Genomic DNA, 20,893 nt, shown 5'->3' on the forward strand with positions numbered 1-20,893 from the left:
AAGTAATTAGTGTTTTTATTCCGCTTAAAAAAGAAAACTGGTTGTTGTGAAGTGTCACAAACAACCAGTTTCTAATGTATTATTATTGATTAAACCGCATCTGAAAGACTGGTAAACGTAAAGTCGCGCACTTTCATATAGGGTATTAAATTACCATTGATACGTACTTGTTTTCCAAGGGTTTCTAGATTGTTCAACATAATGATCGGACTCTCATTAAACCTGAAGTTTTTTACAGGATATTTAATTTCTCCGTTCTCGATGTAAAACGTTCCGTCCCTTGTTAGTCCCGTATATAATAAGGTCTGTGGATCCACACTACGTATGTACCACAAACGTGTTACTAGAATTCCTTTTTTAGTACTCTTGATCAAGTCTTCTAAACTTGCATCGCCACCGGTCATAATCGCATTCGATGGAAAAGGAACTGGCTCAACACCTTTCTCTTTCGCCCAGAAACGATCATAAGCCAAGTTTTTAACAACTCCGTTTTCAATCCAACTTGTCTTTTTTAAAGGTTGCCCTTGTCCGTTCCAAGTTGCTGTAGGTACTTCTGGATTCAACGGGTCAGAATAAATATTAACGCGTTCATCAACTATTTTTTGACCTATTTTATTTTTACCATCTGCAGCAGACATAAAGCTTCTACCTTCATCAGCCGAACGGGCATTCAAAGAACGGAACATATTACGTAACAAATCTGCCGATGCAGCTGGTTCTAATATTACCGTATACTTACCAGGCTCAATAGCTTTCGCTTCTCTAGAAAGTACTGCCTTGTCGATTGCCGTTTTTGCTGCTTCATCGGCATCGAACTTATCAACATCGTTAAAATCTCTTTTGACCCAGCCAGAACCGGTACCGTCATTGGTACGCATGGTAACGGTAAAATCAACATCCGTAGATTTATTGTAAGCGAACAAACCCTTAGAATTGATCATGGCGCTAAACCCTGCCGAGTCATTTAAAAAACCTGCTGCAGTAACATCTTTAGCATCTGCAGGCACAATACTGCTGCTCGCTACCTCAGCTCTGTATTCTGGAGTTATATTGGCGGTAGATTCACTAAACGTTATTGCCTCATCATACTCTTGCGGACCTAGAGGTTCCATAAACTCAGGGTTCTCAGGTGAAAGTTGTGCCAATTCCTCTGCTCTTCTCACCACTTTTTCCAATGATGCGTCATCAAACTCATCTATAGTTGCCGTACCAGATTTTTTACCAAAACTAGACTGTACCGCCAGACTTTGGTTAGAACTGAATCCTGCTGTAGATACTGTATTACGTGCATACCTGATATTTCCGCTGTTATAACCACTTAGATTTATCTCGCAGGTATCGGCTTTGGAAAAGCTCAATGCTTTCTCCAATATTTTTTTTGCTTCTTCTTTTGTATAAATTGCCATTGTTGTCCTTTTTAAGGTGAACCAATTAAATGTTTCTACCAGTGTTAATTACGTTTACATCATTGAACCTGGCAGTAGAACTACCATGGGATACAGCGCTTACCTGAGAAGGCTGCCCTTTGCCATCGAAGAATGTACCGAACAAACGGTAATCATCTTTATCGCAAATCTTAACACATGAATTCCAAAATTCTTGGGTATTACTTTGGTATGCTACATCTTCTAACATACCTACTATTTCACCATTTTTAATCTCGTAAAAAACAGTACCACCAAACTGGAAATTGTAACGTTGCTGATCTATGGAATACGATCCACGACCTGCTATGTAAATACCTTTTTCTACATCCTTTATCATTTCGGCAATAGAATACTTTTCTTTCCCCGGCTCTAATGATACGTTTGGCATACGTTGAAATTGAACATCGTCCCAACTTTGTGCGTAGCAACAACCATGAGATTCCTCTTCTCCGATCATATGTGCTTGATCACGTATGGCTTGGAAATTTGTCAATACGCCGTTTCGTACCAAATCCCACTTCTTGGCTTTCACACCTTCATCATCATAACCAACAGCGCCTAAGGAACCGACTTGAGTCTTGTCCGCAACAAGGTTTACAATATCACTACCATATTTAAAGTTACCCGATTTTAATTTATCCAATGAGGCAAAACTTGTACCTGCATAGTTGGCTTCATAACCCAATACACGATCCAATTCCAATGGGTGACCCACAGATTCGTGAATAGTCAATCCAAGGTGATTCGGTTCTAATACCAAATCATACTTACCGGCATCAACAGATTTTGCGGTCAGTTTTTCCTTTGCCTGTTTAGCCGCGATAGTGGCATCTTCTACCATATCGTAGCTGTTTCTGTATAATCGTAATCCTGCCGGACCATCTATTTTCTCAGATTCCAATCCGTCTAAATACTCATAGCCCATACCTACGGGCGCACTCATATTTTCTCTAGTTTTAAAAGTACCTGCAGATTTATCAACTGCGGTAACTCTCAAAGTAGGCCATAAGCGGTGAATGTCTTGATCAATATAAGAACCATCTGTAGAAGCAAAGTATTTTTGCTCGTTAACCATGAACAAGGCGGAGTTCACAAAGTTTGCTCCGTTATCCAAAGCAGCGGCATTTGCACTTAACAAAAGATCCACCTTTTCCGAAACAGGCACTTCTTTAAAATCTTTCTTTATAGGGGTTTTCCAAGACACCTCTCCGTATGCGTTTACGGGAGCCAACTTCACCGGTTCTTTTTGAATTTTAGAGTTTGCTTTTGCAATGGCAACTGCCTGTTCGGTCGCTTTTTTAATACCGTCTTCGGTTACGCTATTGGTAGAGGCAAATCCCCATGTACCATTGGCGATTACACGAATACCAATACCAAAAGACTCTGTATTGACCACGTTCTGCACTTTGTCTTCCCTGGTGAATACATACTGATTTAAATACCTGCCTATACGGGCATCTGCATACGTAGCGCCCAATGATTTAGCGGTATTCAAGGCAACATCTGCCATTCTCTTTTTCACCAAGGCATCCATACCCGGTTCCAGTAGTGCCTCTGTAGGGATGTCGTTACCTAGCAATAATGACGGCATCATCAATGCTCCGGCACCCAACCCGGCGTACTGTACAAAATCTCTTCTTTTCATGTGTTAGTTTTAAATTGGTTCTTTATAATAGCATATGATACTCTAAAGAATAACATATATAGTGAGTTCTTAAGTATGACTTTTAATTCTGTATAAAATTTTAAAATCAAAGTACTAGAATACCGAGAGATTATTTTCTACAAATTCTAGCCCTCTAAAAATAGAGAGGCTTTTGAAACAATTATGTTAACCTTAACATAAAATATAACTTTATTCGGTGCTTTTGAGAATTATGTAAAAATATGGGTATGATATTTTGATCTTCGGAAGAGTAATAAATGGGAATTTAGGATTGGGGTATTTTTTAATATTTAACTAAACTGATTCACAATGGAAATCAAAATATTGATAAACTTAGCTTTTTAAGCTATTCTACTTCTTAGAAAGTTCATAATTATTAACCAATACGGAAGCAGAAATATGAAGTATTCGTTCTAATTCTCTAATCATATCAACCGTTAATTTTTTCTTTCGATTTAAAATTTCAGAAACTCTACTTTTTCCTCCGATAATACCGACTAAGTCCTTCTGACGAATATTTAATTCTTCCATTCGAATTTTAATTGCTTCAATAGGATCAGGAGCCTCTATCTTATAATGTTCATTTTCGTAATTCTCAATAAGCAAAGAAAGTATTTCTCCTTCATCTCCTTCTTTTGAATCAATGGGAGCATCAAAAATTACTTCCAATCGCTTTAGTGCGTTTCGGTAATCAATATCAGATTTTATAGGTTTCAATTTCATACTATTTATTTAGATTGTATCTGCATTTATTTGGTCATATTCAGCATGGGTACCAATAAACCTAATAAATGCCCATTGTTTTTCGTAATTAAACTTTACAATAAGGCGGTAAGAATTCCCTTTTATATTAAAAACAACTCGACCATCTTTAAGAATGCTTGCATTAATGTAAGTCTGTTTTACATCATTTGGAGAAAACCATTTTGCACTTTTTGCGGTGTCATACCAAGTTTTTAAGTACTGTTCCGAATCTGCATGCTTTTCCCAGAATTCACGAAGCGTACTTTTTGCAATTATTCTTTTCATTGATAAAACTATAAAACAAATATACAAAAAGTTCTCTAATAACGAACTACTAATATTTGGACACCTCCCCTAAAGTTCAATTATTTCTACAAACTCTAAACTGTTTTAGTTTAAAAATTGTAAATGAATTTTTTTATTTCCAAAACTGCCACCATTTTTTTTCATTTAAGGAACCTTCTTTTATCTGTTCTTGTAAAAATTTTTCATCATATAATTCACCCTCCTCACCCTGCACTTGAGCTTTAAGCTTATCCGCAATGGAAATCATTTTTATTATTATTTTTAAATCAGGATTTTTTACAGAAATACCCCAATTCTCATTGAAGGTAAATGGTATAGCTCTATCTTCATATTCCCATAATCCAGCATCTGGAGTTCGTACATTTATATTATTACCATTAGGCATTTCTCCAGAATTTTCCTGAATTAGCTTAAATTCTACATCTGATTCAATTAATTCTATCCACTCAGTTTTTGTAATTTTATTACCGTTAAGACGGTTAATTGTTAAGTCGTATCCCATTTAAAACATTTATCATAATTATAAAATCATTTTCCCTTAACCTACCCCCTACCTATGCATCTTATCCAAAATATCAATAATCTCGGTTTTCTTACGGACTGAAACCGGAACATTCTCTCCATTCTTTAGCATTAAATAACCGCCATCGGTTTTTATATAGGCACTGATGCATTGCAAATTCACCAAGTGACTTTGGTGTACGCGTACAAAATCGTGACTGCTCAATAAATCAGCAAAGTACTTTAAAGTCTTTGTTACGAAAATTTTGCGTTTATCTGGAAGGTGGAAAATAGTGTTATTACTATCGGATTCACATCTGATAATATCATCTAAACTAACAATGATAATCTGGTCTAAGGTGTGTAACGATATCTTGTTCGGCTTTTTCTCTGGCGCTGCTATAGTCTCCTTTAAAATCTGCAGTCGTTCTTTATTGGGTTGTAACTGCTCTTTTGCTCGTGAAATGGCTAAGCTTAAATCGGCATTTGAATAGGGTTTTAATACATAGTCGATTGCAGCAAACTTGAAAGCGCGTATCGCAAATTCATCACTGGCGGTTACAAATATGATTTTGGATTTTAAATCGGGAAAAATCTCTAAAATATCAAAACCCGTACCATCACCCAACATAATATCCAAGAACAGAATATCGGGCTGATTCTTGCGTAAAACCTTGGCGGCTTCCACTACACTCTGCGCCGTGGCGATAATTTCAATTTCTGGGTGTTGCGTCTCAATATCCTTTTTTAAAAGGGTCATGGCATCGATCATATCTTCTACTATTATCGCTGTGTGCATAGTTTTTTAATAATCTGTTAGTAAAGGTATTTTAAAGGTAATCTTGGTACCGCCAATGCTACCATCTTCATTTTTGATTTCACTGATATGCAAGCTGTTTTTACCTGCAATGGATTCCAATCGTTCTTTGGTTACCGTTAATGCCATTGATTGATGGTCTGTCTTCTGTTTTTCGCTCTGCGATTTAAAAATACCTAATCCGTTATCAACAATACTACATTGCAAATGAGTTTTTGTAGTGGAAAAGGAAATCTCCAATTTACCTGGTCTATCGCCTTTTAAAATACCATGTCTAATGGCATTTTCTACAAAGGGCTGAATTAACATTGGCGGAATCAATATCTCTTCGGCATCAGGGTTAGTTTCTACCTTGATAGTATACTCAAAGAGTTTCTGTGCCATTAATTGCTCCACTTCTACATAATGCCGCAACGCCTTAATTTCTTGGTCTAAACTTATGTGCTCTTTTCTTGAATTCTGAAGTGTTTCCCTCAACAAAATGGCAAAACTGTTGATCGTAGCATCCATCTTCTCCGGTTTGGTACCCGCCATTGCTTTTACCCCGTTCAATACATTAAAAATAAAATGGGGATTCATTTGTAATTGCAGTGCTTTCTGCTCCAATGTCAGCAGGTAATTCTGTGTTTTTAACCGTTCTTGTTCCGCTCTATTCTTTGCCTTGATTTTACGGATATAAAACAAACCTATTCCCAATAACAGCAATACCGCCAACGCCAATACCGACCACTGAAACCAGTCTTTTTGGTACAGCGGACTATCAATAAAAAAACTAAATGTTATGGGTTTGCTTTCTTGCCACCTGTAGTTTCTAGATTGCACTTGAAAAGTATGAGGTCCATAAGCCAGACCCGCGAAATTCTGCTTGTTCTCTTTTACCCACGGACTCCACTCCGTTTCATCTAATTTTGTTCTGTATTCCACCTCTTTTGGGTGGTCTACATCTACCGTTCTAAAGGAAAAACCTAATTGTGTTTGTTCGGGTGTTAACTGTAAAACTTTGTTGCTGTTTGTCCAATCTTTTAAAACTAAAGAATCAATATTCTTATACCGCTCCTCTACTCCCGTAAAATAAACTGTTGGTGGCGCTGCTGTTTTCTTGCTTTCACTGGGAATATGTTTTGTTAACCCATAAATTGCCCCAAACCATAAATTGCCGTCTTCATCTTTATCTACGGCATTTAAGCACGTTTCTATGCCTAAAAATCCGTCATTTCTTCCAAAATGATAAACATCTACAATTTCATTATCGGTGTTCAATTCTATTTTGTCCACTCCCCTTTCAGAACCTGCCCACAGAAAGCCTTGATCATCAAATATGAGCTGATAAATGTTATTAGACGATACGTTTTTAGCTCCTTTTAATTGTTGAAAATTTACAGGATTAGTGCTGTTCGCATACCAAATACCCTTACCTGATGTACCTAAGAAAATAGTATCATCATGAAACAAAATCGTATTAACTGCAGTTTGTTGTTCTAAACCGGTTTCAATATTGGTAACCTTGTTATTTTCTATATGCCCTAAATGACCATTTTGCGTGGAATACCATAGCTTACCATCTGGTGCTTTTATCATGCCTTTTATCAGCATATCGGTAATGCCATTTCGCTTAGAAAAGGTTTTTCTAACCACAAGGCTATCATTATCTGAATAGTAATTGAATTTCACTATTCCCTCTGCATAGGTTGCCGCCCATACGTAATCATCTGCTGCGATCACGGTTCGTACCCAATCGGATGGAAAACCTTTACTTTCATCAATAATATGATTGGTGGTCTTTTTAACCGCAACCGTATCTATCTGTATTAAATAGGTCTCGCTTGAAGAGAACACTAAACTATCAACCATTTTAGTTTCTCGAAATAAAAGCCCTCTATTGTCTGATCCTGCCCAAATATTGCCTTTTGAATCGCTATCGATTGTCTTGATCTTAACATCGAAAAATGTACCCTTACTTGGTAGTGCGTGAATTCCCGAGGAATCTATTTTTGCTAAGCCAGCTTCTGATGTGGAAAACCACAATCCGTCTGCAGCATTATGCACGGCATAAACCCGATTTCCCTTAAGACCTGATCTTTGATTATAGTGCTTAAAGTTATTCTGAAAGTACTTGTAAAATCCTCCACCAGATGTAGCAATCCATAAATTGCCATTGTCATCTTTTACTACTTTTCTAATATGTGGAGTTGCTAAACCACTAGCTGTATTCAATTGTTTTACCTCTGCAAATTTATTCGTTTCTACAATAGCAATTCCCTCATTGTCAGTAGCTACCCATAACTCATCTGTATTTTGAATTGACATGGAGTTTATACGCGATGGTTCTGGCATTAGAAACCGATCATCGTTATTATCTTGATTGATGATAAATACACCATCATCAAAAGTAGCCGCAAGGATTTTGTTTTGATGTGCAATAACGGACTTGAAATTATTGACTTCTAATTTTGTTTTTTCTGTTGCAGAATCTCTTAATTCATTAAGTTTCCATAAGCCATTATTGGTTGCTAACCAATAGTAATCTCCATCAAAAAGAATGGAATTAATTTCGCTAGAATCTATTTCAGGATTAATAGTAACCTTACTTAATTCTTTATTTTTAGAATAGCTATAGAGTCCCTTTTTAGTACCTACATACAGCACATTTTCAGCATTGTAGAATTCAAGTATTTGTGGGGAATTAAAATTTAGGAAGTTGTTCTTAACTTTTATAGAAAGTCCTTTTCTGGTTCCCACAAAAAGAGAGTCATTTGCGGTATATAAGACATCAATATAATTAGAGAGTAATCCGTCACTTTCATTCCATACTTCAAAGGTTTCGCCATCAAAATTTGCCAATCCGCCACCTTGGGTTGCCAACCACAGATAACCCATTTCATCTTGTACAATATCATATACTTGAGACTGTGGTAAACCATCTGCAATGGTATATGCTCGTAACTGGCTATTTTGCGCAGCCACATACATTGTTCCAAAGAAACAAAATACCAATAAGACGTATGTTCTAAGCAGATTCAAATATGTGTTCTATTTTAAGTAATTATCTAACGTTGTTATGCCTATAATATTTGATATAATAAAGGGTCTTGTATGTTTGTGTTTTGATACTCACTAGCATCATTAGCCTGCAAAATAGGTGCCAATACGCAGAGTACGGTTGTTTTTCCTTTTATTATTAATTTATTTCCTTGTACCCTACTTCTCCAACGGAATTTTTCTATCGGGATTTTTAATTTATAAATCAATTCAGCCATTTCAGGGGACTCTGAAATCCAATCCATAATAGCTTCTTTGTCTTCTAAAGTAGGTATATCGGTAACGGAATCAAAAGTAAATTCCCATTCAACCGGAATATTGAATTTAAAACTGTACGCTTCTCCAAAAGAAGACTCTTGCCTGGTCTTTAAAGCGCTAAACCAATCGATTGCTACATTGGGATATTCTTGCTCAAACTCTTTAGCAAGGTATGCCGGACCTTCAGACTCTGCCGTTGGGTAGTAACCGTAGTAGGGTTTTGCCAAATAATGTTCGGCATACTTACCGCCAAATACATTAAAATAAGGAGAAGCAATTACTTGTTCTGCCGCTAAAGCATGCTTTAATTGATTTAATAAATGTTTGTTTTCCCCTAACCCGCAGGAGTGAAAAATAACCTTGGTATCGTTCATAAACTCATCACGACTAGATGCGATGCTATTGGTAGCCATCGCATGTTGTAAACTTTTTACCGTAATACGCTCGCCATTTACCGTAGTTGTCAAAGACATACCCAGCCAAGCATTACTATGGCTTACAATGTTAATCTCCTTAAATTTTATGTGCCGCTCCCCTGCTTTGTTTACATAGGTTATGATGTCGTCAATGGAATATAAACTATCTACAATTGGTATTCCTTGCTTTTCAAAATACCGTTTTGCATTGCTATAATAAGTATTATCACCTTCATCAACACCTGCAATAAAAACGATGGATTCTACTATTCGTTCTTTTTCTAACGGGTAAGCAAGAGCCGTTTCCGACTGTGACGAAAACGGCTTCTTACTACCAAGCATTAGCACACTAACCAATACCAAAATGAAACACTTATTCATAGCTGTTCTTTAAAAATTCGTACTCACTACTGCATCATCTCTAATTTCACGGGCTTCTTCCTTTTTAATCAGCTTAGAACCGTTCCACACATAAGGTGTTGTAATGAATTCTACATTATCTTGAGCCAATGCATCATCTAAGGATTTAATATTCTTTGTAATGGTCGTCTTCAACAAAATGGTACTCTTTACCCCTTGCATATCCGACGGAAAAACAAAATGCTCTGTTTTTAAATAATTGGTATCGGCATAATCTATTAAGTCCGCCACTTTCTTGAACCTACCATTATTCCAAAACAGGTAGCTCTTACCTACTTGGTAACCTGTGTCCTTATCAGCTAAATCTACTGTAATCACATCTTCTACATTGAAAAGACCTAAACTACCGTGGTTTTCAATATGAACCGGAATCGCAGCCAAACTATCTAACACCATTTTATCCAATTGTTGTCCGTTTTTAAAGGCTCGTAGTTGGTATGTTGTTTCCGTAACGCCAGATGCATTTTTGGCACTACTTTCATAACCATAAACAAACTTCACTTGGTTGTCTGCAATACTCCCGAAGGATTTCTGAGCAATCATTCCGCCCCATACCCAGCCAGTTTGGTCACCCATTGTTACACGGTACCAGTGACTTTTAATGCCATCTATTTCTTTGGCGTACAAGCTCTTTTCCCACAGTACCATTTTGGTTCCAATATCCAGTAGCGTTACTTTTTTACTGCGTACCGATGGCTTTTCGCGAAGAAATACTTTGTGAGCCAATAAATACTCATAGGTCAGTTCTTCTGAGGGAATCTCTTTGTCCATCACTTCAAATTCAACTTGTTCTGTTTGAGCGAAAACGTTCACCATTGCAAACAAGCAAAGGAACAAGGCACTTTTCTTTACATTTTTCATGTTTTTAAATTTTAAGGGTTATTAATAATTAATTGCTGTTATAGCGTCTTCTGTATCAAAGTCATCATCGTTCCAAGCAATACTTCTAAGTACTTTTATGTCTTTGATCGTATATGTTTCTGTGTATTGTAATGCTGCTCTTAAAATGGTTCCTTCCTGACCAAATGACTGGTTTGGAAATATGTAGTGTATGTCTGAAATAGGCTCGTAGGCATACTCGTTTTTTACACTTGGCAAGCCGATAAAATCATCATTGGTTACCAAATAATAGAACTCTTCTGTGCTTGCACAACAGGTATTGTATTCAATAGTAATCTTTAATACTTCGGTTACCTCTTCAAGACCTGACTTCTCTAAAACCGAGAGGCGCATTTCATCTAATAAACCAAAATCTGCAATAGCTAATGTGGCTAAACTTTTACCGGGATTCTCTGAAGCAATAACATCTAAAGCCCAAGTATCTTCCTCTTCTTGACCAATACTTCTTTGATTGGTTACATTGTATTTATCGGTTAATTGAAACTCTTGTGCATTGGTTATAAAAGCACAACATATAAAGGCTAAAAGAATTAGTTTTTTCATGATATTAATTTTAGTTGTTTTGTTTCTATACCTCTAAATTAGTGTAGACATCCGGTGTTTTTGGTGGTCTTCTAGTATTCGTAGCACCTCATCTAGAATTCGTTGAACAGTGCATATGTAATCAGTTTATATCTAGTTTTCACTAGGACTTTTATAAAGAAAAACAGACCTAGGAAAAATTATAGATTAGATAATATAGAAAGGCACGAAGCAATCGCTACCAACTTGATACAGATTGCTTCGTGCCTCGCAACAACATTTAAAAAACTGCTTACTGAAAACTGATACTGCCTACTTTTTTAGCGTTAATGTAATTTCCTTTTTAACGGATTTTAAACTGATTTTCTCCAATTCCAATTGTATAGTTTCATCTATCGTCCAGATACCATTTTCTAGTTTTTCTACACGAATCACTTTTCCATCTACATTGAATTTTATGCGCAAGCTTTCATACTTTTTTAAGTACTCGGTTATTAGTTTGGTATACATCACTTTGAACTCCATCGTCAATTGTCTTTTTACATTCTTCTCTATTTCGTTTTCAAAATCTATGGTAAACGTGCGTTTGAATTTGCTAGTTTCTTTCACCTCTGCTTCTGCTCCTACGGCTGAATTATTTACATTCTTTGGCATTGGCAATGGTTGTTTCACGTTCTTAAGCGTACCGTCTTTATTGACTATGGCTTCATCAACGGCAACAAATGAGGTGTATTTGGTAAGCAGGTTGTATTTGAGTCCTAGTGCAACCACCTCAGCTTTTACGTCTTCATTGAACAAATTGTTATAATCATCTAACTCCGCTATTTTCTTTCTTGCCCACAAATAACCCAATGCTTTGTTTTGCTTGCTTAATTGCCCGTCAGAGACATTATACACTTGTCTAAATCGCTTCTTGCCTTGGTAACCGGTGACAATAATTTTCCCTTCTGCCTTACCTCTATATTTTCCATGAACAACAACCGGTCTTGCCGCGAAAACATCGGGTATACTCTTTTGGGCAAGGTCGTACATATCAAAGCCTTTCGATTCAATCTTCACTCGTGTCAATAATGGAGTTGCTATATAATATGCAAAGTCTTTAGCCACTTCGGCAGCTTCTTCAGACGTGGTGGCAATGAACGATTCGCTGTTGGAAACCTTTGCCATACCTTCTATTAAATACCTATTTACACTAGAACCAATGCCGAAGGTGAAGACACTGGCTTGGTCTAGATTGTTACGTATAAGTTCAAAGGCTTCTTTTTCAACACTTACATAACCATCGGTAATGACCACCATAGACCTTGCTACGCTCATGTCTTTTCTCGGTAATTTATATGCTGTTTTTAGAGCGCTTAACAATTGTGTGCCTCCTCCGCCTTGACCTTCGGATAAGAACCGTATAGCGGCTTCAATATTCTGTTCGTTAATTTCTACAGGGGCGGGACTAAAAATGGTTGAACTCGATGCAAATAACTGAACGTTAAATGTATCGCTCATTCGCAATCCGCATAGAAGATTACGCATCAGTGTTCTTGACACCTCTAATGGATAACCGTTCATAGAGCCCGATACATCTACGATGAACAAATACTCCCGCGCAGGAATATCATCTAATACCACATCACTATTGGGTTCCATCTGAAAAGCAAAGAAATTTTCATCATCACCCTCGTATAGTAATAGTCCGGTTTGTATTTGATTACCCCTTAAATTGTAGTTTAGGATAAAATCTCTGTTCGACGGATTTTTATTCCCTTCGGATAATATAATCTCGGCTGTTTTTGCATCAGGATAATCAACGGCTATGTGGTGTGATGCACTATTGACATTCTGAATGACCATTCCCGCATTCAACCTTATGGAAATATCAAAATTGAAAGTATCCGCTATTCCCTTAGCGGTATACGGCATATTGAAACTTTCTTCGTTATTCGTATTTTCCCCAGTAAATCGTGGACCCACTACGGCAGGTGCTACAAATTGATATTCGCCATTTACAGGTACCAGAATTTCAGTATAATAAATGTCCAACGTAATTTCATCGCAGGGCATAATATTACCAACGTTCATTTGAAACACATTAGGTCTGTGCTGGTCTAATTTAGCAGCACGTTTGCCTTCTTCCAATGCGGTATCATACACCTTTTGAGCCTCTTGCTTTTCAAATATTTTAGCAATAACAAGTCGCTCATCAATAATCATATGCATTTTATGAACTGCCGCTTGGGTAGAAAGCGGAAATACATATTTGGCTTCAATTGCCTCTGAACCCATATTTTGATAGACTTGTGTAACCCGCACATGGGCAATGGTGCCAGCTATGTTGACTTCTGTAATTGAAGATTTCAATGGTACAATGGCATTCTCGGTAGCGACCAGTAAATACGGACTATCGGCGACTTGAGAAAAACCTATAAAACAGGTAATGCAAAATAAAAAGGTGTAAAGTGGTTTCATGATCGTAGTTTTAGATTATTACTATTAAAAGTCAAATCTAAAGGGGTACGATCGGTAACTTTGGGTGCTTTTAGAATTCGTTGGATATTATCTAGAATTCGTTAAAGAACCGTTATTCCGGATATTAAAATTTAGCGATTATCTTCTAGGGTTTTGATTTAACAGGTACGTGATAAATAGCCGTGGGCCTATATTCACAATAGTTTATAACTAAAAAAGGATTCTACTTTTTAAGTGGTAGTAGAATCCTTTTTAGAATACCTTAATTGCACTACTTAAAAAAATCCAATTCAGCTATTGCTGCAGAAGAATTACCTCCTGCAATTTCTATTACCTGTAGTTTTACATATCTCGTAGAAAATGATTTTTTAAACTTAAACAGTCTACCCGTAGGATTATTGATCAGATTACCAAATTCAAATGTTTCTTCAACTTGCCAATGAATACCGTCCATACTGCTATAAATAATTCCTTTTTCAATCATACCTGTCGAAATTGTAGAAGGCGGTGTATATTTAAAAGCGTTGATTTCAGTTTCATCCCCTAAATCTAAAGTAACATAATGGTCTTTTTCAACACCTTCTTTAGATAGCCAATACGAATCTATATTCTCATCAAACAACAAGTTGACATGGTGATTCTCGTGAGTACTACTGGCTTTAACAGCCTTCCAATTATTTTTCTGCAACCCAAGACTCAATTCAGCAACACTACCCAATTTCTGGTTTACAATTGCAAGTGCTTTAACCGTACCATTGGCAAATGAAAACGGTTTATTAAAAACTGTAGATGACCCGTTAGGCTCTTCACCGTTCGTGGTATAAACAATTTTCATACCTTTATTTAGATTTTCACCTGGATTTTCGCCATTTGGATTCCATTTAAAATCAGCCATAACCGGAGCTATGCTTACCATACCATTTTTATTTCTTTCTATTTCTAAAACCGGAGGTCTTGTCTTATAATAATGGGCAGCTACATTCTGAAGTACGGGAATTGCTCTAAAATCAAGTATGCGTAATCGCAATTTATTCGTTGTTACTTCAGGAAATCTAAGAATTCTTTTATACCCTACATTGGTGCATAAAACCAGCTCTTGCCATTCTCCATCTACCCATGCATCCAAGGCATGACGAGATATTCGTTCACCGTGCCTCTTTACGTCTTCTTGAATTGTAAACCTATTGATCTTTACCTCTTTTGGCAGTGTAAATTCGAGTGTTAATTCATCATTATCCAATACTAAAAAAGAGTCTTGATCGGTATCCAATAATTCTGCCGGGCCTTTAGCGTTTTCCAATAAATCTATACCATAGGTTTCATTAATACGAATACCCGTTTCTTTTAAAACTGTTACATCTTTATCTGAAAATTTCCCTTCTCTGTTTGGAGGAATATTCAATAAGAAAATTGAATTGCCACCAACAGACCTTTCATAGATATCAAAAACATCATCTGTATTTCTTACTTTCTGTTCGTCTTCATTTCTATAGAACCAACCCTCTCTAATTGAGGTATTCGTTTCTGCTGGCTGATAGTGCAAATATTTACCTTCCATAAGCTTATCGACACTTGCAACATCTTTACCCGTAATATCGGCAAACAAATTCATTGTTCTAGGGTCTTTAGCGTATGGTATTATATTCCACTCTGTTTCTCTAGTTGCTCCGGCTTCATTGCCGCACCATCGTGTTCCTTCTTTACCGAATACCACCGCGTTGGGAGCCAAGGCTGTGATAAGCTTTTTCCAATCTCTATATTTATATTGTTGTCCGCCTTTTCGTTTAGGGTGAGCACCATCAAACCAAACCTCATCTATTGGCCCGTATTCGGTTAGCAATTCAAATAATTGATTTAAAAAGTATTCATTATAGTCATCAACTTTAAATTCAAAAGTTGTTTTATTTTTAAATGGTCTACCTTCTACCGGTCTTGGAATAGTTCTTACAGTATACTCACTTAAATTGCCGTACAAGCCATCTTTATTTTCTATCTGATATAAATCTGCAGGCGATAAATAAACTCCTAGCTTAATGCCATATTTTTCACATGATTTGGATAGTTCTTTGAGAATATCTCCTTCGCCGTTTTGAAAGGGCGAAGACATAACGCCATGTTTTGTATATCTACTTTGCCATAATACAAAGCCATCATGATGTTTAGCAGTAATGATTACCTTTTTCATACCCGCATCTTTCATTGCCCTACACCACTGATCGGTATCTAGATTTTTCAGATTAAACACCGAAGGGTCTTCCATGCCATTACCCCACTCAAGTTTTGTAAATGTATTTGGACCAAAATGTACAAATGCTATAAATTCATCTTTTAAAGCATTCATTTGATTTTTTGAAGGAACTACATGGGCTGCCTTTAAAATTATAGAGTCCCTAGAATCATCTTCATCTATTTTAATCGTATTCTGTGTAGTATAGAACAAGGCTTTTTTAGATTCCTCTTTGCACGAACCTATTAAAAACAGGAGTGTTAGAAGTTTTAAAATTGATGGTACTTTTTTAAATGTTGATTTAGTCATTTATTAAATTTTGGTTGTTGTTTGGTCTTTAAAACTTACATGATAAACTTCAAATCTAGTTTAATATTCATAGTAAAACCGATGCTTAATTTGCCTTGTTCAATACTTTTTTTGCATTAAGTATTAAAACACTAGTCAACTGACCAATATCATATGTATTAGTTTTTAAGATGTTTACTTTTAAAAAAATAATAGAAAACCATTATGAGACGGAACTTGAATCAACAAGAATGTATTGAACTGCTAAAACAGAACTACATTGGTAGACTAGCCTACGTCTCTGGAGGATGCCCTCACATTGTACCCATAACATATTTCTATGACACCGATAGTTACACCCTAATAAGTTATTCTTCTGAAGGACACAAAATTAGGGAAATGAGAAAGAATACTGCAATTAGCTTCTCAGTAGATGAGATTGCCTCTATAGCCAACTGGAAATCGGTATTGCTTCATGGGACTTTCTCAGAACTATCACGTATCGACGCCAAACATATGCTTCATGAATTTTCTGAAGGGGTTAAAAAAGTAATAGCCAATACACACGGCGAACATCCAAAATATATTAGCGAGTTTTCCGCAAAAATTGATAATGAAGATATTCCTGTGATATTTCAAATTCATATCACGGAAATAACAGGGAAACTAAGAGTCAGAAATCACTGACCTTAAAATAACATTATTTATAATTGTACATAAAAAAGCTCTCATTATTGATGAGAGCTTTTCATTTTTTAATTACTTTCTAACAGGAACCTTTTTTCAAAACTATCTTTTAAAAGTTGCCTTGCCAAAGCCAATAATTCTTCTACTTGGTCAATTGTTGTTCTACGTATTTTAGCTATTTCTTCAGTGGTTAGCCCTTCATCCGTAAATAGTTCATAAACAGTTCTCATGGGCATATTCATTTTGTTAAGCACTAATTGAATATGATGATAAATGCGTTCTTTATTCAAAGAGGCATCGAGCTTGTCTGCCAATTGTTTTTCTTCTTGGGTAATAAAAACGTGTTCAAGTGAATAGTTGCTTTTGTTTAAAGATATATCATCTAACTCCTCCAATAACACGAAATCACCATCTGCATCTTGAGTATAATTTTCTTCCATAGCATCCCATTCTGGTTTAGAATAAGTATCTATATTATCAAAAAACACATGATCAAACTCCTCTTCTACCAAACTATTTTCCAAAAGCTCATCTACTTTTTTGAACAAAAATACATGTAGCTCGTTTTCACTCTTAATATCATCAATATTATCATACACTTCTATAAAAAGCTGATCGGTAAAATCACTGGGATCGAACATACCTTTGTTTAATTTACCGTTGGCAACGGCACTATTCAACCTTTTAGACACATATCTGTAAATTTGAGGGAGTACCTTTAATAGTTCTGTATTGAAAGATTCTCTATTCTCTTTTCGTTTATAAGAGACCAGTTTAGAATACGTTTCTTTCATTATTATTCTTATATCATTCATGGTAGCTTCCATAATAGTTTACTTTTAAGATTATTACATTATAAAATTGCAAACTTATAGGCGTATATCATATGATAAATGTCAGTGAGCTGCCTAAAGATTTCAGATAATTTAGTACTTGATATGCCTTTTACAAATTAATACTGAAAAACAATAATATGATCAACCCTACCGACTTTGGAATTACCGGACTCACAGACCAACAGGTTGATGCTTCTAAAGAAAAACACGGCGTAAATTCTTTTAATTACAAGAAAGAAAATAGCTTTTTAAATGCCCTAAAAAGCATTGCTAAAGAGCCCATGGTTATATTGTTACTCATAGCTTCATCTATATATTTCATAACCGGTAATTATGGTGATGGCGTTTTTTTGGCCTCTGCCATTGTTCTTGTTGGCTCAATATCGCTATATCAAGATTCTAGAAGTAGAAAGGCTCTAGAAAATCTCGAAAACCTTACCCACCCAAAAAGCAAGGTCATACGTAATGGTGCCGTTGTAGAAATTGATAGCCAAGATATTGTGGTTGGTGATTTTCTTATGGTTGAAGAAGGTACTACCATTTCTGCGGATGGCGTTATAGTTCACTCAAATGATTTTTCTGTAAATGAATCCATATTAACCGGTGAATCACTTTCTGTATATAAGGACGCCACATGTACAGATAATTTAATTTTTACAGGAAGTACCGTTGCAAGTGGATTGGCAATTGCTCAAATTACCGCAATTGGCAACTTAACTAAACTGGGGGAAATAGGCAAAAGCCTTGAAAACATCAACCAAGGAAAAACACCTTTGGAACTGAAGATTTTCAACTTCGTGAAATTCATGTCCATTTTGGGCGGCGTTGTATTTTTACTCGTTTGGGGAATAAATTACCTGCGTTCTGGTATTGTACTCGACAGTTTACTAAAGGCATTGACCTTAGCCATGAGTATTTTACCTGAAGAAATTCCTGTTGCTTTTACCACTTTTATGGCATTAGGCGCATGGCGATTAATGAAAATGGGAATCGTCGTTAAACAGATGAAGACCGTTGAAACCTTAGGAAGTGCAACTGTTATTTGTACGGATAAAACCGGCACTATTACCCAAAACAAAATGGCGTTAGCCAAACTGTTCACATTAAAAACCGGTACTATAGTTAACACTAAAGATATTTTAGGTGACAATGAAAAAGAGATTATCACAACTTCTATGTGGGCAAGTGAACCTATACCATTTGATCCAATGGAAATTGCCATACATAATGCATATAGTTCCTTAACAGATAACGATGAGCGCCCCAATTATAAAATGGTTCATGAATACCCCTTAGGTGGTAAACCGCCAATGATGACCCATGTTTTCCAGGATGATGAGGGCAACCAAATTATTGCAGCTAAAGGTGCCCCTGAAGCTATTATAGCAGTAGCGGATCTTAGTACTTCTGAAATTGAAATGATACAAAACATACTTACCGAATTAGGTAAATATGGGTATAGAATGCTTGCCGTGGGCATGGCGATATTTGAAGGAAAAAATTACCCAAAAGAACAACAAGATTTTAAATTTGATTTTAAGGGAATTATCGCTTTCTATGATCCACCAAAGGAAAATATTTCACAAGTTTTGAAGGACTTTGATAGTGCTGGCATACAGGTGAAACTGGTTACAGGTGATAATGCGAATACCGCTATGGCAATCGCCAAACAGATTAATTTTAAAGGATATGAAAAATGTATTTCTGGTGATGAGTTAATGCTACTTACCGATGCTGAACTTCAAGAAAAAGTAAAAGATATCAACGTATTCTCTAGAATGTTTCCCGATGCGAAATTGAGAATTGTAAATGCACTAAAAAAGAACAACGAGGTGGTTGCCATGACGGGCGATGGCGTAAATGATGGCCCGGCTTTAAAGGCTTCACATATTGGTATTGCAATGGGTAAAAAAGGCACCGAAATTGCCAAACAAGCGGCATCCCTTATTTTGGTTGATGATGACCTATCTAGAATGGTAGATGCCGTTGCTATGGGTAGAAAAATATACACCAACTTGAAAAAGGCAATTCAGTATATCATCTCTATACACATACCCATCATTCTTACCGTATTTATACCCTTGGCGTTACGGTGGATCTATCCAAATATATTCTCACCCTCCCATGTTATTATCTTAGAATTAATTATGGGACCTACCTGTTCTATCATTTTTGAAAACGAACCTATGGAGAAGAATTTAATGATCAAGAAACCTAGACCTTTTTCAACTACTTTTTTCAACTATAAAGAGCTAACTACTAGCGTTATACAGGGTTTAGCAATAACTATAGGTGCATTAGTAATTTATCAATATACAGTGGCTGTTGGGTTCTCTGAGAATACGACTAGAACTATGGTTTTTACGGTGTTAATAGTAGCCAATATCTTTTTGACTTTGGTCAATCGTTCTTTCTATTATTCTATTTTCACCACCTTGAAATACAAGAATAATTTGGTTCCGCTAATTATAGGTTTAACGATTATTCTTTCCTTAGCGATAATTTATATACCTGTGTTAGCCAACTTTTTTGAATTTGAAAGTCTAACGCTATCTCAGTTAGGTTTGACCATTCTAATAGGTGCCATCTCCGTTCTTTGGTACGAATTTGTAAAAGCAGCAAAACGCGCTAAGAAAAAAGGATAATTAAAGCTTTTGACCATATGCTAGATCGCCGGCATCGCCTATACCAGGTATTATGTAACCACGAGCATTCAGTTCTGGATCTACTGCGGCAATCCATAAATGAGTCTGAGCCGGGAAAACGCTTTGTACAAAGTCAATACCCTGTTGCGAGCCAATAACAGAAACAATATGAATTTGTTTGGGTGTGCCATGGTCTTTTAAACCCTTTAACACATTTTCCAAAGTTCTACCTGTAGCTAACATGGGGTCTGTTAACACCAATACTTTGCCTTCTAGAGAAGGTGCCGCAAAATAGTCGACCACGACTTCAAAATCATCTTCGTCGTTTTCATGTTTACGGTAGGCAGATATAAACGCGTTTTCAGCCGCATCAAAATAATTTAAAAGCCCTTGATGCAATGGTAAACCTGCTCTTAAAATAGAGCATATAACTACTTGATCTTGACTTAAACGCATAGATTTATTACCAAGCGGAGTTTCTATATTTTTAGAACTATATAGCAACTCTTTACTGAACTCATAACCGAGTACCTCTCCTATACGCTCTATATTTCTACGAAATCGCATAGGGTCTTTTTGAATCTGCACATCGCGTATTTCCGAAATAAACTGATTGAGAACTGAATTTTGGTCTCCTAAATTATGAATGGTCATAAGTGCTATATTTTAATTCTAAGGTACTGCTTTCAAAAATAAAACTTGACAGTTTAAATGTGATCATTTATACTATCAAG

The 20,893-nt window shown here is 36.2% G+C and carries 16 protein-coding genes; 2 read left to right on the plus strand and 14 right to left on the minus strand.

What is annotated here, in order from left to right:
* Positions 1 to 89: 89 nt before the first annotated feature.
* From DCS95_RS03885 to DCS95_RS03940, 12 genes are all read right to left on the minus strand, one after another.
* On the minus strand, positions 90 to 1,406 hold the full coding sequence (locus tag DCS95_RS03885) for a TldD/PmbA family protein (RefSeq protein ID WP_116769510.1): 1,317 nt from the start codon (positions 1,404 to 1,406) through the stop codon (positions 90 to 92).
* A gap of 25 nt (positions 1,407 to 1,431) precedes the next feature.
* Positions 1,432 to 3,072 (minus strand): TldD/PmbA family protein, encoded by a 1,641-nt coding sequence (locus DCS95_RS03890; protein ID WP_089259949.1) that lies wholly within the window; start codon positions 3,070 to 3,072, stop codon positions 1,432 to 1,434.
* 372 nt (positions 3,073 to 3,444) lie between these two features.
* Positions 3,445 to 3,816: a helix-turn-helix domain-containing protein gene (locus DCS95_RS03895; RefSeq protein WP_116769511.1), complete on the minus strand. Its 372-nt coding sequence runs from the start codon at positions 3,814 to 3,816 to the stop codon at positions 3,445 to 3,447.
* 9 nt (positions 3,817 to 3,825) lie between these two features.
* Positions 3,826 to 4,122 carry a type II toxin-antitoxin system HigB family toxin gene (locus DCS95_RS03900; protein WP_116769512.1) on the minus strand — a complete coding sequence of 99 codons (297 nt, stop codon included), beginning with the start codon at positions 4,120 to 4,122 and terminating at the stop codon, positions 3,826 to 3,828.
* A gap of 133 nt (positions 4,123 to 4,255) precedes the next feature.
* Entirely contained in the window at positions 4,256 to 4,645 is a 390-nt protein-coding gene (locus DCS95_RS03905; RefSeq protein WP_116769513.1) for a hypothetical protein, read from the minus strand.
* A gap of 48 nt (positions 4,646 to 4,693) precedes the next feature.
* Positions 4,694 to 5,443: a LytR/AlgR family response regulator transcription factor gene (locus tag DCS95_RS03910; protein WP_116769514.1), complete on the minus strand. Its 750-nt coding sequence runs from the start codon at positions 5,441 to 5,443 to the stop codon at positions 4,694 to 4,696.
* Between the two features lie 6 nt (positions 5,444 to 5,449).
* The gene (locus tag DCS95_RS03915; RefSeq protein WP_164674110.1) at positions 5,450 to 8,482 is read right to left on the minus strand and encodes a sensor histidine kinase; all 3,033 of its coding nucleotides are present in this window, start codon (positions 8,480 to 8,482) and stop codon (positions 5,450 to 5,452) included.
* A gap of 41 nt (positions 8,483 to 8,523) precedes the next feature.
* A complete protein-coding gene (locus DCS95_RS03920; RefSeq protein WP_116769516.1) occupies positions 8,524 to 9,555 on the minus strand; it encodes a hypothetical protein in 1,032 nt (343 codons plus the stop codon).
* A gap of 9 nt (positions 9,556 to 9,564) precedes the next feature.
* A complete protein-coding gene (locus DCS95_RS03925) occupies positions 9,565 to 10,455 on the minus strand; it encodes an SH3 domain-containing protein (protein ID WP_116769517.1) in 891 nt (296 codons plus the stop codon).
* Between the two features lie 21 nt (positions 10,456 to 10,476).
* On the minus strand, positions 10,477 to 11,037 hold the full coding sequence (locus tag DCS95_RS03930; protein ID WP_116769518.1) for a hypothetical protein: 561 nt from the start codon (positions 11,035 to 11,037) through the stop codon (positions 10,477 to 10,479).
* Between the two features lie 291 nt (positions 11,038 to 11,328).
* Positions 11,329 to 13,476, minus strand: coding sequence for a VIT and vWA domain-containing protein (locus DCS95_RS03935; protein ID WP_116769519.1), 2,148 nt, complete (start codon positions 13,474 to 13,476; stop codon positions 11,329 to 11,331).
* A gap of 271 nt (positions 13,477 to 13,747) precedes the next feature.
* Complete coding sequence (locus DCS95_RS03940; protein WP_116769520.1) at positions 13,748 to 16,012, minus strand: alpha-L-fucosidase; 2,265 nt, start codon at positions 16,010 to 16,012, stop codon at positions 13,748 to 13,750.
* A 204-nt stretch (positions 16,013 to 16,216) separates the two neighbouring features.
* On the opposite strand from DCS95_RS03940, the gene DCS95_RS03945 reads away from it, so the two are divergent.
* Positions 16,217 to 16,678 carry a pyridoxamine 5'-phosphate oxidase family protein gene (locus DCS95_RS03945; protein ID WP_116769521.1) on the plus strand — a complete coding sequence of 154 codons (462 nt, stop codon included), beginning with the start codon at positions 16,217 to 16,219 and terminating at the stop codon, positions 16,676 to 16,678.
* A gap of 68 nt (positions 16,679 to 16,746) precedes the next feature.
* On the opposite strand, the gene DCS95_RS03950 is transcribed toward DCS95_RS03945, so the two are convergent.
* Positions 16,747 to 17,505, minus strand: coding sequence for an RNA polymerase sigma factor (locus DCS95_RS03950; RefSeq protein WP_116769522.1), 759 nt, complete (start codon positions 17,503 to 17,505; stop codon positions 16,747 to 16,749).
* A 146-nt stretch (positions 17,506 to 17,651) separates the two neighbouring features.
* Between DCS95_RS03950 and DCS95_RS03955 the strand changes: the two genes are divergently transcribed.
* Positions 17,652 to 20,159 carry a cation-translocating P-type ATPase gene (locus tag DCS95_RS03955; RefSeq protein ID WP_116769523.1) on the plus strand — a complete coding sequence of 836 codons (2,508 nt, stop codon included), beginning with the start codon at positions 17,652 to 17,654 and terminating at the stop codon, positions 20,157 to 20,159.
* Here DCS95_RS03955 and upp read toward each other — a convergent pair whose 3' ends face one another.
* Positions 20,160 to 20,813 carry a uracil phosphoribosyltransferase gene (gene upp / locus DCS95_RS03960; protein ID WP_116769524.1) on the minus strand — a complete coding sequence of 218 codons (654 nt, stop codon included), beginning with the start codon at positions 20,811 to 20,813 and terminating at the stop codon, positions 20,160 to 20,162.
* Between the last annotated feature and the right edge of the window lie 80 nt (positions 20,814 to 20,893).

The sequence above is a fragment of the Maribacter litoralis genome (genome assembly GCF_003075045.1).
In the GTDB taxonomy this organism is placed as follows: Bacteria; Bacteroidota; Bacteroidia; order Flavobacteriales; family Flavobacteriaceae; genus Maribacter; species Maribacter litoralis.

Bases quoted from the DNA above. Each gene is read 5' to 3' on its own strand.
- DCS95_RS03885 (WP_116769510.1), bottom strand. From the start codon at position 1,406: ATGGCAATTTATACAAAAGAAGAAGCAAAAAAAATATTGGAGAAAGCA.
- DCS95_RS03890 (WP_089259949.1), bottom strand. From the start codon at position 3,072: ATGAAAAGAAGAGATTTTGTACAGTACGCCGGGTTGGGTGCCGGAGCA.
- DCS95_RS03895 (WP_116769511.1), bottom strand. From the start codon at position 3,816: ATGAAATTGAAACCTATAAAATCTGATATTGATTACCGAAACGCACTA.
- DCS95_RS03900 (WP_116769512.1), bottom strand. From the start codon at position 4,122: ATGAAAAGAATAATTGCAAAAAGTACGCTTCGTGAATTCTGGGAAAAG.
- DCS95_RS03905 (WP_116769513.1), bottom strand. From the start codon at position 4,645: ATGGGATACGACTTAACAATTAACCGTCTTAACGGTAATAAAATTACA.
- DCS95_RS03910 (WP_116769514.1), bottom strand. From the start codon at position 5,443: ATGCACACAGCGATAATAGTAGAAGATATGATCGATGCCATGACCCTT.
- DCS95_RS03920 (WP_116769516.1), bottom strand. From the start codon at position 9,555: ATGAATAAGTGTTTCATTTTGGTATTGGTTAGTGTGCTAATGCTTGGT.
- DCS95_RS03925 (WP_116769517.1), bottom strand. From the start codon at position 10,455: ATGAAAAATGTAAAGAAAAGTGCCTTGTTCCTTTGCTTGTTTGCAATG.
- DCS95_RS03930 (WP_116769518.1), bottom strand. From the start codon at position 11,037: ATGAAAAAACTAATTCTTTTAGCCTTTATATGTTGTGCTTTTATAACC.
- DCS95_RS03935 (WP_116769519.1), bottom strand. From the start codon at position 13,476: ATGAAACCACTTTACACCTTTTTATTTTGCATTACCTGTTTTATAGGT.
- DCS95_RS03940 (WP_116769520.1), bottom strand. From the start codon at position 16,012: ATGACTAAATCAACATTTAAAAAAGTACCATCAATTTTAAAACTTCTA.
- DCS95_RS03945 (WP_116769521.1), top strand. From the start codon at position 16,217: ATGAGACGGAACTTGAATCAACAAGAATGTATTGAACTGCTAAAACAG.
- DCS95_RS03950 (WP_116769522.1), bottom strand. From the start codon at position 17,505: ATGGAAGCTACCATGAATGATATAAGAATAATAATGAAAGAAACGTAT.
- DCS95_RS03955 (WP_116769523.1), top strand. From the start codon at position 17,652: ATGATCAACCCTACCGACTTTGGAATTACCGGACTCACAGACCAACAG.
- upp (WP_116769524.1), bottom strand. From the start codon at position 20,813: ATGACCATTCATAATTTAGGAGACCAAAATTCAGTTCTCAATCAGTTT.